Here is a 15,986-nt window from a genome sequence, read left to right on the forward strand (position 1 = left end):
TCAATTTTTCATTTCCTCTTTTTAACGCACTATTTTTCCGCAGGCAATCTAACCGACGGGAACCCCCATGAGCAGAATGATCAACAAAGACACCCGCATATGTATGTCACTGGCGGCGCGACCAACCAACTTCGGTACCCGCTTCCACAATTACCTCTACGAGGCGCTGGAACTCGATTATTTGTATAAAGCGTTCACCACTCAGGACCTGGCGGCGGCCATCGCGGGTATCAGAGCGTTGGGGATTCGGGGATGTGGGGTATCAATGCCGTTTAAGCAGGCGTGCATTCCGCTGATTGACGAGCTGGCCCCCTCCGCCGCCGTGATTCACTCCGTGAATACCATCGTCAATAACGACGGCTATCTGACCGGCTACAACACCGACTATATCGCCATCGAAAAATTGCTACAGAAATACGACGTTGCGCCACAACTGACCTTTGCCCTGCAAGGCAGCGGCGGCATGGCCAGCGCCGTCGCCTGTGCGTTAAAAAATCACGGATTTCACCACGGCTACATCATCGCCAGAGATGACGAGAGCGGCAAAGCCCTGGCGGCGGCGCACGGCTATCAGCACCACCATACGATGGAAGGAGTGACGGCTGACGTGTTGATCAATGCCACGCCACTGGGAATGGCGGGCGGTCCGGAGGCGGAGACGCTGGCGTTCTCATCCACGGCGATTGCGGCCGCTCAGGTAGTGTTTGATGTTGTAGCGCTGCCGGAACACACACCGCTGATCCGTTCTGCCCGTGAGCAGAACAAAAAGGTGATCAGCGGTGCGGAGGTTTTTGCCATTCAGGCGGTTGAGCAATTCAGCCTGTACACCGGTGTCCGTCCTTCCGATGAACACTTCCGTCAGGCCGCCGCCTGGGCAAGGCAGGTTTAACGCTGATACAGATGGACGATTTCGGCCGATAACTCTCGCGCCAGCAACGATGTCATTAAATGGTCCTGCGCATGGACCATAATCAAGGTCATGGGCTGGCGACCTTCTCCCGCATCCTGTTCAATCAGGCGGGTTTGCATTTTATGTGCCTGGCGGGTGAAGGTATCGGACTGCTGCAACAGCTGTTGCGCCAGGGCAATATCTCCCGCCCTGGCAGCCTGCAACGCCTCAAAGCACAGGCTGCGTGCCTGACCGGCGTTAACGATAATCTCCATCACCGCCTCTTCTAAATCGATCATCATTGCTCTCCGTCAAAGCCGTTATTTGCCGCCGTGGCAGCAAACCATTCGCCGCTTTTTTTCACGCTGCGCGTCTGGCTGGCGAGATCGAGTTGCACAAAACCGTAGCGGTTTTTGTAGCCGTTACACCAGGACCAGTTATCAATAAAGGTCCACATGTGGTAGCCAAGGCAGTGGCTGCCCTCGGCAATGCCTTTGTGCAGCCACTTCAGGTGATCGGAGATAAAATCGATACGGTATTGGTCGTTAATCTGCCCGTCTTGCGCAAAACGCTGCTCGTTTTCCACCCCCATGCCGTTCTCGGAAATAAAACAGCGTGGGTTGCCGTAATTCACTCGCAGATTGGTGAGAATGTCATAGATGCCCGGCGGGTAGATTTCCCAGCCACGATACGGATTCATGGTGCGTCCCGGCATTTCATAATGGTCAAAGAACCACTCCGGCATAAAGGGGGCCGCCGGGTTGACCGCATTTTCGCGGCATTTAACCCGCCGAGGTTGATAGTAATTGATACCCAACAGGTCGATTTTTCCTGCCGCGATCAGGGCGCTGTCCCCCGGCAGGCACGCCGGTAATTGATCGTACTGCTTCAGCAACGCCACCAGATCTGGCGGATACTCCCCCAGCAGCACCGGATCGAGAAAGCTGCGATTAAACAGCAGATCCGCATGATGCGCGGCGGTAAGGTCGGCAGGGTGTTGAGAACGGGGGTACGACGGTGTCAGGTTAAGAATCACGCCGATCTCGCCGCGATAGTCCCCGGCGCGATACGCACTCACCGCCGCAGCGTGGGCCAGTACGGTGTGATACGCCACCGTGGCGGCCCGGCGAAAATCGACCACATTGGGATAGTGGAAATCATAAAGATAGCCACCTTCCACCGGCACGATCGGCTCGTTAAAGGTGAACCAGTGCAGCACCCGATCGCCGAACAGGTCAAAACAGACCTGCGCGTAGCGACCAAACGCTGTCACCACGTCACGGCTCTCCCAACCGCCTTTCTCCTGCATCGCCAGCGGCATATCGAAATGAAACAACGTCAGGAACGGCGTGATGCCCTGCGCCAGTAACTCATCAATCACGCGGTTGTAAAACGCCACCGCTTCCGCATTTACCTCACCCGTGCCATCCGGTATTAGCCGCGACCAGCTGATGGAGGTACGAAAACTGTTGTGATTAAGTTGCTTAAGTAAGGCAATATCCTGCTGCCAGCGCTGGTAAAAGGTCGAGGTGTGCTGTGGCCCGACCTGCTGATGAAAACGCCACGGTTGCTGTGCAAACCAGTGGTCCCAGGTGGTGGCGCTTTTTCCGCCGCTATCGCTGGCACCTTCTGTTTGCAGGGCCGAACTGGCACTGCCCCACCAAAAATTCTCAGGAAACTGATACTTCATTACGTTTCTCTCCGGATTGAGTTGTCGCCGCCTGTTCCTGGGCTTTTTGTTCTTCAGATTTCATCAGGGAACGCTCATACGCACGCAGGAAAGGCAGGTACATCAGGGCTGACATCACCATGCAAATCAGGCACATCACCACCGGACTGATCGCCCAGTTGGCAGCCCAGGATGCACCAATTGGTGCCGGTGTGGTCCAGGGCGTGAGCGACACCACCTGGGCCAGCCAGCCCATCCTGGTGGCGGTCCAGGCGAGGATGGCGTTAACCATCGGTACGCAGACAAAGGGGATAAACATCATCGGATTCATAATGATCGGCGCGCCGAACATTATCGGTTCATTGATGTTGAAGAAGCTCGGCACGATACCCATTTTGCCAATGGTACGCAGATGGGTGGTGCGGCTGCGTAACAGCAGGAAAGCCAGCGGTAAGGTGGAACCCACCCCCCCGATCAACAGGTAATGATCCCAGAATCCCTGAAGGTAGATGTGCGGCAACGCGGTGCCCGCCGCCAGCGCCGCCTGGTTAGCGGAGAGGTTAGCCATCCAGAATGGGTTCATAATCCCGGTGACGATCAAGGCCCCGTGAATACCGGCAAACCAGAACAACTGACAAAGCAGCACCGACAACAAGATCGCTGGCAGCGAGTCAGACGCCGACACCAGCGGCTCAAGCAGATGCATAATCGCTTCGGGAATAATCATCCCGGTCTGCGCCTGGATAAACAGATTGAGCGGGTGCAGCGTGCCAATGATCACCACCACCGGGATCAGGATTTCAAAAGAACGAGCCACACCGGTTGGGACTTCTTTGGGTAAGCGGATGGTGATGTTGTTGTGCTTCAGCCAGGCGTAAACCCGCGTCGAATAAATCGCTGTGATCAACGCGGTAAAAATCCCCTGCCCGGATAAATAGGCTGTGGAGATAGTACCGTTGGAGTAAGGTGCGGCCACCAGCAGAAACGCCATAAAGGCCAGCAACCCCGACATCACCGGATCGAGCGAAAACTGCCGCCCGAGGCTTGCACCAATCCCCACCGAGATAAAAAAGGTCATGACCCCCATGCTGAGGTAAAACGGCAACATCAGTTGCTCACGGTAAGTCGCGGAAAAATCCAGCCAGGCACGGGCAAAGCCGTTGGTGGTGGTGGCCGAGAATGGCGGGAAGATAAATACCAGCATGAAAGAACCGATAATCATAAACGGCAGCGCGGCAGTAAAGCCGTCGCGGATCGCTATGATGTATTTCTGTTGCCCGAGACGTCCGGCCAGCGGCGTGATCGCTTTTTCGATAACGCCAATCATCGACTGATATAACGAACTCATACCATCACCTTTATTCGTGAGCCGCCTCAATAAGCGAAAGCGCGAAATCCAGCACTTTGTCGCCGCGCTGCATACCGTAGTCCATCATCTCGATTGGCTGGACAGGGATCCCGGCGCTTGCCGCTTTGTCGGCCAGCGTTTTCAGCATGTATTTCACCTGAGGTCCCAGCAGCACCACCTGATAACGCGCAAACTGCTCGTCAAATTCGGTCACGCCATACGCATCAATTTCAACGGCCAGACCGCGTTCCTGTGCCACTTCTTTCATTTTGCGTACCAGCATGCTGGTGGACATCCCCGCCGAACAACACAACATAATCCTGATCATCGTCATCCATCCTTAAAGCTATGCCTCAATGTGGTTACGATTGGATATCATACGGAAACCGGTTTCCATGAAAGGTTGAACGAAGTGTGACCCGCATCAATTTCTGATAAATCGGCGCTTTTTTTATTAGATTCGCATCACAAAACATCATTATTTCAACCCGTAGCGGCGCGATTTATCGCGCGGTTTTTTAACTATGCCAAAATGACGCGCAATAAATCTCGCCGCTACGGGATGGTGATTTTGCGCAAAAATGGAAAACCGGTTTCCAACAATCAGGGAAGTCGTTATACTTCTGCTGGCTAAAGTTTGCTCAGGGTTTCCGGAGAGAAAGATGTCTACGATCAACGATGTATCGCGCTTAGCTGGGGTGTCAAAAGCCACGGTTTCTCGGGTGTTGAGTGGTTCGCGCGGAGTGAAGGAAGCCAGCCGTCAGGCAGTGCTCAAAGCGGTTGACGAACTCAAGTATCGACCTAACGTTATTGCTCAGTCACTCTTCAGTCAGTCTACCGGTTGTATTGGCGTCATCTGCGCCCAGGAAAACATCAACCAAACTACCGGCTACCTGTATGCGCTGGAAAAACAACTCAGCCAGCACCAGAAACATCTCCTGTTACGCTTCGCCAACAACAAAGCCGATGTGTTACATGCGCTCGATGAACTGAGCTGTGGCTTGTGCGATGACGTGCTGATCATTGGCGCGCGCTTCCCGCTCGATATCCAGGATGACAATGTGATTCTGGTCGATTGTGCCGAAACTGACTGGCCCAACAGCATCCAGTTTGACCACGGTTTTGCCGCTGAGACCGCCTGTAACTATCTGATCAGCCAGGGTAAGCGCCAGATTGCTTTGATCTATCCCGAGGCCGGTAACGCAGGCGAGCAGGTACTGAGTGGTTATAAGCTCGCGCTGGAAAATAACCTCCTGCCCTATAATCGTAATCTGGTGTTTATGGATGCGCCCTCTGCATCGGTCGCGCTTCAGGTGCTGCTCAACAATGCCAGTACCCTGAATTTTAATGCGTTGTTGACGGCCAACGACCAGGAAGCACAACAGGTTATTGCCCAGCTACAGGCCTTTAATAAATCGGTGCCGGGCGACATTATGGTGTTCAGCCTGGCCGGTTCAGTCCATTTACCGGGCATTCCCACCATTCCAGCCATTGAGTATTCACTGGATGCGATGGCAGCCAGAATTGTTGGTTGGCTGACGAGAAAGACGCAAGATATGTTGGGTTCCTGTACGTTACGCGGAAACTTAATCATTCCGCGCTGACACCACCGGAGTGAGGAGACGGATAATGACGCAGCAGTATGAATACAGGCTCACCCGCATACCGGCACCGCCGACGTTTACGGATGCGCGCTCCGTAATCATCCCGGATGCCGTGATGCAGCAACGTCTCGCTGCACTCCTTCAGCGCATGAACGCACAACAACTGGATTACCTGGTCATTTACGCGGATAAAGAACATGGCGGAAACTTTGAGTATCTCGCCGGTTTTATCCCACGTTTTGAGGAAGCCCTGCTGGTGGTCAGCGTGGGCGGCTCTCTCAGCTACATCATGGGCAATGAGAACCTCAAGTTGGTGCCGTTTGCCCGCAACCCCGGCACCTGCCTGCACGCCCCGATTTTCTCCCTGCCAAATCAACCGATGGATGGCGACCAACCACTACACAAGCTGCTGGCAAGCTGTGGTATCGGCACCACGAGTCGCACCGGGATCGTCGGCTGGAAATTGTTCGCCGATCTCGCGCTGTTTGATGTCCCGACATTTGTCGCCGATGCGGTATTTCAGGCTTCCGGTGGCAAACAACGTGTCAGCAACGCGACCGGGTTGTTTATCTCCCCGCACGACGGGGTGCGTATCCGGAACCGCGCGGCTGAAGTCGCCTTCTATGAATACGGTGCCAATCTGGCATCGGGCAGCCTGCTCAACGCGCTGGATACGGTGGAAATCGGCCTGAGTGAAAAAGCCATTGGACAACGGCTGGCCGCCTCAGGACAACCGAACAATGTCATCAGTATCGCCGCCACCGGTGACCGTTTCAGCCATGCCACTCTTTATCCCCGCGACAAATTGATCGCGCTGGGTGACCGCTTTTCCCTGACGGTCGGTTACAAAGGCGGGCTGAGCAGCAGAGCCGCGTATGTGGCGACCTGCGCTGACGATCTCCCCGCGCAAGTGGCGGATTACCTCACACGCGTGGCGGTGCCCTACTACCACACGGTGGTCAGTTGGCTGGAGCGTCTCAAATGCGGCATCACCGGCGGTGAACTGTATCAGACGGTAGAAAATGTGTTGCCGAAGGAGCGCTGGCACTGGCATCTGAATCCTGGGCATCTGGTGGCCGATGAAGAGTGGCTGTGCTCGCCCGTCAGTGCAGGGTCCAGCGCGGTGTTAAGCAGTGGCATGTTATTGCAGATCGATATCATCCCTTCAGTGCCGGGCTACGCAGGATGCAGCATCGAAGATACGGTGGCGCTGGCAGATGCACAGCTGCAACAGGAGATTGCGGCGAGCTACCCGCAGGTCTGGCAGCGGATGCAGGCACGGCGGCGCTATGTCGAACAGGTGCTGCATATCAGGCTGCATCAGGATGTGTTGTTGCTGTCGAATACGGTAGGTTATTTGCGCCCCTGGCTGCTGGATAAGACTCAGGCGCTGGTGAAGGCGGCAACCTGAATCCGAACGATTTTCCTATTACCCACACCGTTTGCGGTGAGCGTTTTTAGCCGCAGACGTGCGCTACCCCATCTGAATTATCATATTTTCATATAGATGAAGATGATTTCTCGGTAATCTCCTGTCTGATGCGCTGAGAAATAATTGCGCAGCTTCACAATTTTTATTATTAGTAATTGCCAATGTTGCAGAGCGTGCTGAATACTCCCGCCGCAACATCCACATACGTTTTATTGCGGCGTGCTACTGCTTCGGCAGGCAAGACCAAAATAAAAATGCCAGCTCCAGTCTTTTCTGGAGTGCATTTTTGTTTTGGTCTTTTTTTTTGCCTTAACGAAAAGGGAAAATGATGAGTCATAACGAGTTAGCTGATGAAATCCTGCGTCTGGTCAACGGAGGCGAAAACATCCGTACCCTGACGCACTGCGCCACCCGACTGCGGATGGAGTTCAACGATCGTGCTGCGGTCAACAGCGAGCAGATTGAAAAATTACCCGGCGTGATCAGCGTGGTGGAACGCGGTGGACAGTTCCAGATTGTGGTGGGTAACGATGTACAACGGGTATTCCGCGTACTGGAAAAAGCCACCAGCGGCAACAAACCTACGACCACGCCCCAGGCCAAACAAGATCGTGGCGGTATCGTTTCTCAAATCATCAGCGTGATCTCCACCACCTTCACCCCGGTGATCCCGGCGATTACCGGGGCCGGGATGATTAAAGCGCTGCTGGCGATCTGCAAACTCACCGGAGTGATGAACGAGAGCAGCCCAACGTGGCAGTTGCTGAATATCATCTCCGACGCAGCGTTTTTCTTCCTGCCGGTACTGCTTGCCTATGGCGCGGCATTGAAATTCGAATGTAACGCGATTCTGGCGATGACCATTGCCGGCGCGCTGCTGCATCCGGATCTGGGTAAAATGCTCGCCAGCGGCAAGCCGGTGGATTTCCTCGGTTTGCCGTTCCAGCTGGCGGATTATGCCGGTTCGGTACTGCCCATCATCCTTACCGTCTGGTTGATGTCGTACATCGAACGTTTTGCTGAACGTGTCTCACCGTCAATCATCAAGTTTTTCGTCAAACCGATGATTATCCTGCTGGTCACCGCACCGCTGGCGCTGGTGGTGGTCGGCCCGCTGGGCATCTGGCTGAATGATGTCGTTGCCTCCGGCGCGGTGATTATTGACCGTCATGCCAGTTGGCTGATCCCGATGCTGATGGGTGGCTTGCAACCGTTCCTGGTGATCACCGGCACCGCCTGGGCGATGACGCCAATCGCCACCGGTCAACTGAGCAAGAACGGTTTTGAAATGATTAACGGCCCCGGCATGCTGGCTTCTAACATCGCGCAAGGCGCAGCGACCCTTTGCGTGGCGCTGAAAACCCGCAACAAAAACCTGCGTCAGCTCGCGTCTTCCGCTGGCTTCACCGCGTTGCTAGGCATTACCGAACCTTCGCTGTATGGCGTGACCCTTAAGTTAAAACGACCGCTGATCGCGGCGATGATTGGTGGCGGCTGTGCCGGTATCTATGCCGGGTTAAGTGGCCTGGTCCGTTATGCGTTCGTCTCCCCCGGACTGGCCGCCCTGCCTGCCTTTATTGGGGCTAACCCGATGAACATCGTTCATGCATTGATCACCTGTGTGATTGCGATCGTGGTCACCTTCGCCCTGACCTGGATACTGGGTTTTGACGATATCCCTGATGGCGACACTCAGCCCCTCAAAGCCGCACCGGCACCGGTAAACCTGAAGCCCGGTACCATCATCAGCCCGTTGCGCGGCGAGATGGTGCCATTAGCTGAAGTCAAAGATGATGTGTTCTCCCACGGCCTGCTGGGCCAGGGCGTGGCGATTCGTCCCGAGGAAGGTGTGTTGCGCGCTCCGGTGAGCGGCAAAGTGATGACCTTCCTGCCCTCCTGCCATGCCGTAGGCCTGATGAGCCACGATGGTATGGAAGTGTTGGTGCATATCGGTCTGGATACCGTGGCGCTGGGCGGTCAGCATTTCAGTTCGTCCTTACAGGTGGGCGATGAAGTTCAGGCGGGGGATGAGCTGGTGCGTTTCGATCTGGCAGCAATTGCAGCCGCCGGTTATGACCTGATCACACCGGTGGTGATCATTAACAGCGATGAATATGCCGTCACCACGGCCCCTGCCGCACCGGTCGATTTCGGCCAGCCGATTATGGAACTCAGTCTCAGGGAGCAGGCCGCATGATTTATCAGACACAAGCCGCGTATCCTGACGGTTTTCTGTGGGGTGCCTCTACCTCGGCTTATCAGGTGGAAGGCAGTTGGGACAGTGACGGCAAAGGCCCGTCGGTGGTGGATATGCTGACCCATCCCGCGGGCAAAGCGGATTTCACCGTCGCCAGCGACCATTATCAACGTATGGAAAGCGATGTGGCGTTGTTTGCCCAGCTTGGCCTGAAAGCCTACCGCTTCTCCATTGCCTGGTCGCGGGTGATCCCCGACGGCGATGGTAACGTTAATCAGGCGGGCCTGAATTTTTATCGTCGCCTGGTGGATACCCTGTGCGCGCACGGCATTGAACCGATCGTCACGCTGTACCATTTCGACCTGCCCTGGGCGCTCGAGCAGAAAGGCGGCTGGCTGAATCGTCACACCATCGACGCCTTTGTGCGCTATGCCGATGTGCTGTTCCTTGCGTTAGGCAACAAGGTACGTTTCTGGCTGACGATTAATGAGCAGAACACCATGATTCTGCATCCCGGTGCCATTGGCACACCGCCGGGGCGCGAGTTACCGGATAAAAAATCACTCTATCAGCAAAGCCATCATATGTTGGTGGCGCAGGCACAGGTGATGCAGCGCTGTCATCAACGACTGCCCGAGGCGAAAATCGGTCCGGCGATCAACACCACCTCAATGTACGCCGCCACCTGTCGCCCGGAGGACGCCATCGCCGCGCACAACTGGGAGACGCTGCGTTGCTGGAGCTTTCTCGATGTCGCGGTACATGGCCGCTATAACGCCCTGGCCCTGCGTTATTTGCAGGACCGTGACCTTGCACCACAGATGTTGCCGCAGGATGCGGCGCAACTGGCGGCGGCACGCCCGGATTTTGTCGCCATCAATTACTACTCCACCGCCACCATCGCCGCCAGCCGCGGTGATGCCTCCGATGTTGCGCCGCGCGCCGGCGATCAGCAGATTATGTTAGGAGAACCCGGCGTGTACCGGCCAGAGGAGAATCCTTATACCGCCAAAACCCCGTATGGCTGGGTGATTGATCCGGTTGGATTACGTTTAACGCTGCGCAAGGTCTGCGAACGCTATGGCCTGCCGGTGATGATCACCGAAAACGGCATCGGTGCGCCTGACACCCTGGCTGCCGACGGCACAGTCGATGATGGTTACCGCATCGATTTTCTGCGTCAGCATATTGAGCAAATTCAACTGGCGCTGGCCGACGGCGTTGAGGTCATCGGTTATTTCCCGTGGTCAGCGATTGATGTGGTTAGCACCCATCAGGGCTATGCGAAACGCTATGGTTTCATTTATGTTAATCGCCACGAGCAGACGCTGAACGATCTACGGCGCATACCCAAACGCAGTTTTTACTGGTACCAGCAGGTGATCGCCAGTAACGGACACCAATTACAGGACACCCGTTAGCAGATGAAGGTCATTAAAGTCCTGAACAACAGCCTGGTGCTGATCGAGGATGGCGAAGGTAAAGAAGCCATCGTGATGGGTAAAGGCATTGGTTTTAACAGCCATGTTGGTGACCTGATCCCGCGCGAGAAGGTCGAAAAGTTGTTTATGGTGCAGGAAAATCTGCCCGGCGCGGAGTATCTGAACGCCTTCGCCGCCATGCCGGAAGAGATTTTCCAGATGACCGCGCTGGTGATGCAGATGGCGCAGCAGGAACTGAGCCATCCGCTGCGTCCGCAAATCTTTTTTACCCTGACCGACCACCTGATGTTCGCTGTGGAGCGCAGTCGCAAAGGGATCATGCTGCAAAACCGCGTGTTGTTTGAAGTACAGCGTTTCTGGCCAGCCGAATTTAACCTCGCACAGCAGGTGGTCGCGCGACTCAACAGTCAGTTCCAGCTTGAATTGCCCCCCGAAGAGGCGGGCAACATCGCTTTTCATCTGGTAAATGGTCAGTCGGAGCACAGCGACACCAGCCAGACATTGCTGGCGATGCGCATGCTGAAAGATATCTTCAATATCATTCAGTACCACGCCTGGATCACTATCGACACCTCTTCGCTGAATTACTCACGCTTTTTGATCCATATGCAGTTCTTTATCCAGCGGATGTTCGCCGGGCAGCTCAACCACAGCCAGGGCAATGCGTTGCTGCCACAAATCATCCGCCAGCACCCGCGTATGCACCGCTGTGCGCTGGTGATTAATGATTATGTGAAGAAAATGCTGGAGGTTGAGATGACCGATGATGAGCTGCTGTGGCTGATCGTCCATCTGGTGCGGATTGCAGAGGCACCGACGGATTAATTGAGGAAGGCTGGAGCATTACACAGAAAAGTATTTTGATTCCCCTATGATTCATTAACCGATTTAATGGCTTATATAAAACCCATAAATTCGTTAAGAATTGTTGAGCACCTCCTGGCCAGGCAGGTGCTCAGTCTTAAGCTATATCAACTCACCTGCATTGACTTCAGCATATGGTCCGCCAGGCGTAAGCTCAGAGCCGCGCCGGTCAGTGTCGGGTTCATGCAGGATGCCGAAGGCATCACGCTGGTGCCCGCAATCCACATATTGGGGTGATCGTGGGTACGGCAGTTACTGTCCACCACCGAATTCTTCGGATCATCGCCCATAATGGTGGTGCCCATGATGTGCTGCCTGTCCTGATACTTGGTATCAATCGACAAAATTTCCGCGTTGAGCAGCTCGGCAAACTTGTGGAAATCCTTAATACCTTCATCCTTACCGGCATGCCAGTAATCGGTCACGCTGTAATAAATTTCCGGCAGCGGAATCCCAATCGCATCCTTTTTAGTTTTGCTCGGCGTCACGCGGTTTTCCGGCAGCGGCAGGGTCTCAAAATCGATGGCGAAGTTAAGTGAACGTGCCGACTGACGTCGAATCTCCGCGTCAAGTTTTGAACCCAGCACCCCTTTTGCGATCAGCGACGCGGCATAATCGGCGGTCGGCACCGTATTACGCACCTTGATCTTGTAGCTGGGGAAATCCTTGCGGAACGCGCCATCACGATTGTTCAGATAGACCAGCAGTTCGGTGGGGCCCTGACCCGGCCACACATCTTCCGACATCATCACATTCATGCTGATGCCGGTGTGTCCCATCAAATTACGTCCGACCTGATCGGAAGAGTTAGCGATACCGTTGGGATACTTCTCTGAAGTCGACATCAGCAGCAGTTTCGGCGATTCAATACCGTAAGCCGCCAGCACAAAGTAGTTCGCCGTCAGATGATGTTCGGAGCCATCCGGCTTCTTATACCAGACGCCGGTGATCTTACCGTCATCCGCCGCTTCGATGCGGTACACCACCGCGTTATCGAGCAGCTTTGCGCCGAGACGCTCGGCTTCATCGATATGCATCGAGCCATCGTATTTGGCGGCAATCGGACAGACCGGGTTGCAGTTGTTATTTCCGGCGCACATCGGGCGTTTGCCCCACGGCTTGGTCGCACGACCGTTCGGCTCCAGCACCGGGTTGTAGCCCCCTTTACCGAGCAGGTCGCTGAGGCGATCAAACAGGTAGCTGGTTGGCAAACCCGGCATCGGAAACGGTGTAGAACGCGGCGGCCAGGCTTTTCCGCCTTGTCCGCTCTCATCCTGACCATCCACACCGGAAACGCCCAGTTCATGTTCCGCTTTGCCATACCACGGCTCCAGCTCATCGTAGCCAAACGGCCAGTCACGTCCCCGGCCATACAGGCTGTTGAGCTTAAAATCATTCGGGATCATGCGCCAAAGCGCAGAACCGAAGTGCCAGGTAGTGCCGCCGACCACGCGCAGGTATTTCGTCGGATACTTCACCGGCCCAACCTGTTGCAAATAATCGCCGTAGGTCGAGGGAATATGTGGTGGGTTCGGATAGGGTGAACCCACGCCCTGTAATTTAATGTTGGTCAGTGACATTTTGAACGGTGAGTTACGGAAGCGCTCGACGATCTCCTGACGTGACACCCGCGGTCCTGCCTCAAGGATGATCACCGATTTACCGGCCTTCGCCATTTGGGTCGCGATCAGGCCACCCATCACTCCTGACCCGATGATGATCACATCAGCATCGACTTTTTGTGCACTCATGCGTGTTCTCCTGTTGTTGCCACCTGACCTTTTTGTGTCACTGCCCAATAGAACGGCCCGCCGCCATAGGTCGGCACCACGAGGATATCTTTGGTGGGCAGGTACATCATGGCATCGGCATAGGCGATCAACTCCAGATCGCTGCCGCTACCCACTACGCCGGTGTACCAGGCAGAAATGAGGGTTTTGGCGGTTTGCCAGTCGCTGTTGTCAGCGGTGAAGGCAGCAAGAAAATCATCAACATGAGAAAAATTACGCTGCTGCAACAATGTCTTCAGGCTACTGAGCTTCTGACTGAACTGCGCATCATGACGCGTCAGCGCGTCGTAATAGCGTTGCCCCAGCAACGGACCGCACGGACGGCTGACGAGAAATTGCGACACCTGAAGAAACCCCGAATCAGCCAACTGATCTGCCGCCAGCGCTCGCGCCGGAAACAGTGAATTGCACATCGCGCCGAGAGACAGGATGCCCATCCCTTGCAGCAGTCGGCGACGGGAGATGGCGGAAGAGTTGTTATGCGCCATGTTTTTTCCCCCTGCGCGAAAGTGAAACTAACAGCACCAGCAGAATAATCACCACGATGGCTGCACCGCCCCAGACTGCGGGCTGGGCCAGACGCGCAATCAATGGTCGTTCACCACCTTCACGCACGGTTTTCACCTGCTCGGCCGTCACGTTCAGCTCGGCGTTGCCAAAGTTTTTCAACACGTAGTTGCTGACATCCGCGATTTGCTGATCGGTCAGACGATCGGTAAACAGCGCATCCGGGCCGAAACCTGGCATATCAATATCTTTGCCGTCGACCTGACGATGAACCCCATAAACGATAGTGGCGATCAAATTGTCAGCCTGAGCGGCACCGGTGGTGGTGTTATGGAACAGCGAGGGATAGATAGTGTTGCCGGAACCATCCGCCTGATGGCAATTGGCGCAGGTGCTGCTGTAGACTTTCCAGCCCGCATCCGGATCTTTCACGGCGCGTTGCAGTGCTTCACTGGTTGCCGGTTGGCCGATATTATCGCGCGCCTGGCTGACCGGCTGACTCACCGCCGGAACCTGACGCAGATAAGCCACCATCGCCTGGATATCATCATCAGACAGATATTGCAGGCTGTGTTCAACCGCTTCGGCCATCGGGCCTGCGGCCTGAGCTTTGCCCGCCACATGACCGGTTTTCAGGTACTGCGCGATCTCTGCATCGCTCCAGTTACCAATACCGGCTTGTTTATCCGGCGTGATATTCGGCGCATACCAGCTACCGAGACTGCCGCCGCTTAAGGCCTGATCGTTATTTTGTCCCATCAACGCATTACGTGGCGTATGGCAGGTATCGCAGTGCGCCAGCGCATTCACCAGGTAATCACCGCGATTAATTTCAGCGGATTTATCGGCAGCAGGCGTAAAAGGTTTGGCATGCGCGAATAACATATTCCAGAAGAACATACTTGAACGGATATTAAACGGGAATGGCAAATTTGTTGGTGCCGGTACATTATCGTCAGCTTTCACGCCGTGCATAAAATACGCGTACAAGGCATGAATATCGCTATCGGTAATTTTCGCATACGAGGTGTAGGGCATCGCCGGATAAAGATGCTGTCCCTGTTTATTAATCCCCTCTCTGACGGCTCTGGCAAAATCCTGTTCGGTATAATCGCCAATTCCCGCTGTTTTCGATGGGGTGATATTGCTGGAAACGATATTTCCGAGTGGCGAAGAGATAATATATCCCCCCGACATTGCTGCACCGTGATCAGGTGCGGTATGGCAGGCCCCACAGTCCGCTGCAATAGCCAGATACTTGCCTTTCGCAATAAGCGATGCAGAGTCGGTCGCATTTTCAGCATGGGCTGAAAATGTCGCAGACATCAGAATGCTCAACGCGAAAGGCAGACAACTCTGTCTCACCTTTCTTGCCTTCATGGTAATTGCTTCCGGTAAATAATTATTAGTGTTATTAAAATAAGAAATGCACATCTGTAGCAATGCCACAGATGCGCAAGGTTAACAGATTGTAAATCTATACAAAATACAAACGGTGCTATAACAGTTCGTAATCATTGAAAACAATATTTTCACCACTGGCCGCCGTGATATCAACTTTGCCAGGTTCGGTCAAAAACGCATCGCCGGGATGAACCCACACTTCTTTTACCCGGTTTACATGGGTAGGGTCGGCTAACAACACCCGCCCTTCTGTGAAGAACACCCGTACTCCCGGCCCATGCTGGGTATATTCGCCGGTGCTTTCACCCGGTTTAAGGGTCACTTTCCAGCCTTTTACGGTTTTCTTATCCAGCACCTGCTGGAAGGCCTCGTTTGACGGGCGGGTGGCGCCGCCAAAATGTTGCGGCCCCGGAATATTGATTTCAAACGCCACCTGATGATTAACGTTATTGCCGGTGTTGGTGACTTTATCGGTATCAGATTTCCCCTGATGTTCCCCGAACTTCACATTGCCGGTTTTCATTTCGGTGTTGTTGGCTGGTTTGTCCGGATATTCGATTTTCACCGGGCTGCCTTCAATATGAGTATTAACGTAATCCAGATGTTGTTCGTGATACAGCGTGGAATGTCCGGGCTGGATCAGCACCCGCATCACTGTGACATACTTATTTTCCAGAATAACGTGATGCAGCGGTTCCAGATCCGTTGCCACCACTTTTTCCGCCGCACTGGCTTGCACACTACCAGCCACAATCGCAGAGGATAATAAGGCGTTCAGCAACGCATGACGAATTTTAGGCATGACAACTCCTTTATTTAACGCATAAATATCATTCAAAG

General features: G+C 54.5%; 14 protein-coding genes. 6 read left to right on the plus strand and 8 right to left on the minus strand.

Annotated elements, in window-relative coordinates; genetic code table 11:
- Nucleotides 1-67: 67 nt before the first annotated feature.
- On the plus strand, nucleotides 68-889 hold the full coding sequence (locus tag L579_RS17645; protein ID WP_021185543.1) for a shikimate 5-dehydrogenase: 822 nt from the start codon (nucleotides 68-70) through the stop codon (nucleotides 887-889).
- Here L579_RS17645 and L579_RS17650 read toward each other — a convergent pair.
- The 4 genes from L579_RS17650 to L579_RS17665 are packed head-to-tail and all read right to left on the minus strand — an operon-like array spanning nucleotide 886 to nucleotide 4,234.
- A complete protein-coding gene (locus L579_RS17650) occupies nucleotides 886-1,188 on the minus strand; it encodes a PTS lactose/cellobiose transporter subunit IIA (protein WP_036627274.1) in 303 nt (100 codons plus the stop codon). The genes L579_RS17645 and L579_RS17650 overlap by 4 nt on opposite strands.
- Nucleotides 1,188-2,579 (minus strand): glycoside hydrolase family 1 protein, encoded by a 1,392-nt coding sequence (locus L579_RS17655; RefSeq protein ID WP_021185545.1) that lies wholly within the window; start codon nucleotides 2,577-2,579, stop codon nucleotides 1,188-1,190. Before L579_RS17655 ends, L579_RS17650 begins: the two co-directional genes overlap by 1 nt.
- Entirely contained in the window at nucleotides 2,560-3,906 is a 1,347-nt protein-coding gene (locus L579_RS17660) for a PTS sugar transporter subunit IIC (RefSeq protein WP_021185546.1), read from the minus strand. The genes L579_RS17655 and L579_RS17660 overlap by 20 nt, the downstream gene beginning before the upstream one ends.
- Nucleotides 3,907-3,916: 10 nt before the next feature.
- Nucleotides 3,917-4,234, minus strand: coding sequence for a PTS sugar transporter subunit IIB (locus tag L579_RS17665; RefSeq protein ID WP_021185547.1), 318 nt, complete (start codon nucleotides 4,232-4,234; stop codon nucleotides 3,917-3,919).
- A 334-nt stretch (nucleotides 4,235-4,568) separates the two neighbouring features.
- On the opposite strand from L579_RS17665, the gene L579_RS17670 reads away from it, so the two are divergent.
- The 5 genes from L579_RS17670 (at nucleotide 4,569) to L579_RS17690 (ending at nucleotide 11,406) form a co-directional block, all read left to right on the plus strand.
- Nucleotides 4,569-5,510, plus strand: coding sequence for a LacI family DNA-binding transcriptional regulator (locus tag L579_RS17670; RefSeq protein ID WP_021185548.1), 942 nt, complete (start codon nucleotides 4,569-4,571; stop codon nucleotides 5,508-5,510).
- Between the two features lie 25 nt (nucleotides 5,511-5,535).
- Nucleotides 5,536-6,921, plus strand: coding sequence for a M24 family metallopeptidase (locus L579_RS17675; protein WP_021185549.1), 1,386 nt, complete (start codon nucleotides 5,536-5,538; stop codon nucleotides 6,919-6,921).
- A gap of 349 nt (nucleotides 6,922-7,270) precedes the next feature.
- A complete protein-coding gene (locus L579_RS17680; protein ID WP_021185550.1) occupies nucleotides 7,271-9,139 on the plus strand; it encodes a beta-glucoside-specific PTS transporter subunit IIABC in 1,869 nt (622 codons plus the stop codon).
- Nucleotides 9,136-10,560, plus strand: coding sequence for a glycoside hydrolase family 1 protein (locus tag L579_RS17685; RefSeq protein WP_021185551.1), 1,425 nt, complete (start codon nucleotides 9,136-9,138; stop codon nucleotides 10,558-10,560). The genes L579_RS17680 and L579_RS17685 overlap by 4 nt, the downstream gene beginning before the upstream one ends.
- Nucleotides 10,561-10,563: 3 nt before the next feature.
- Nucleotides 10,564-11,406, plus strand: coding sequence for a PRD domain-containing protein (locus L579_RS17690; protein WP_021185552.1), 843 nt, complete (start codon nucleotides 10,564-10,566; stop codon nucleotides 11,404-11,406).
- A 146-nt stretch (nucleotides 11,407-11,552) separates the two neighbouring features.
- Here L579_RS17690 and L579_RS17695 read toward each other — a convergent pair whose 3' ends face one another.
- The 4 genes from L579_RS17695 to L579_RS17710 form a co-directional block, all read right to left on the minus strand.
- Complete coding sequence (locus L579_RS17695; RefSeq protein ID WP_021185553.1) at nucleotides 11,553-13,196, minus strand: GMC family oxidoreductase; 1,644 nt, start codon at nucleotides 13,194-13,196, stop codon at nucleotides 11,553-11,555.
- Nucleotides 13,193-13,723 (minus strand): sugar dehydrogenase complex small subunit, encoded by a 531-nt coding sequence (locus L579_RS17700; RefSeq protein WP_021185554.1) that lies wholly within the window; start codon nucleotides 13,721-13,723, stop codon nucleotides 13,193-13,195. Before L579_RS17700 ends, L579_RS17695 begins: the two co-directional genes overlap by 4 nt.
- Nucleotides 13,713-15,122 (minus strand): c-type cytochrome, encoded by a 1,410-nt coding sequence (locus tag L579_RS17705; RefSeq protein ID WP_036627280.1) that lies wholly within the window; start codon nucleotides 15,120-15,122, stop codon nucleotides 13,713-13,715. The genes L579_RS17700 and L579_RS17705 overlap by 11 nt, the downstream gene beginning before the upstream one ends.
- Before the next feature lie 118 nt (nucleotides 15,123-15,240).
- Nucleotides 15,241-15,948 (minus strand): hypothetical protein, encoded by a 708-nt coding sequence (locus L579_RS17710; protein ID WP_021185556.1) that lies wholly within the window; start codon nucleotides 15,946-15,948, stop codon nucleotides 15,241-15,243.
- Nucleotides 15,949-15,986: the final 38 nt, after the last annotated feature.

Origin of the sequence: Pantoea sp. AS-PWVM4 (assembly GCF_000468095.1) — a bacterium.
In the GTDB taxonomy this organism is placed as follows: Bacteria; Pseudomonadota; Gammaproteobacteria; order Enterobacterales; family Enterobacteriaceae; genus Pantoea; species Pantoea phytobeneficialis.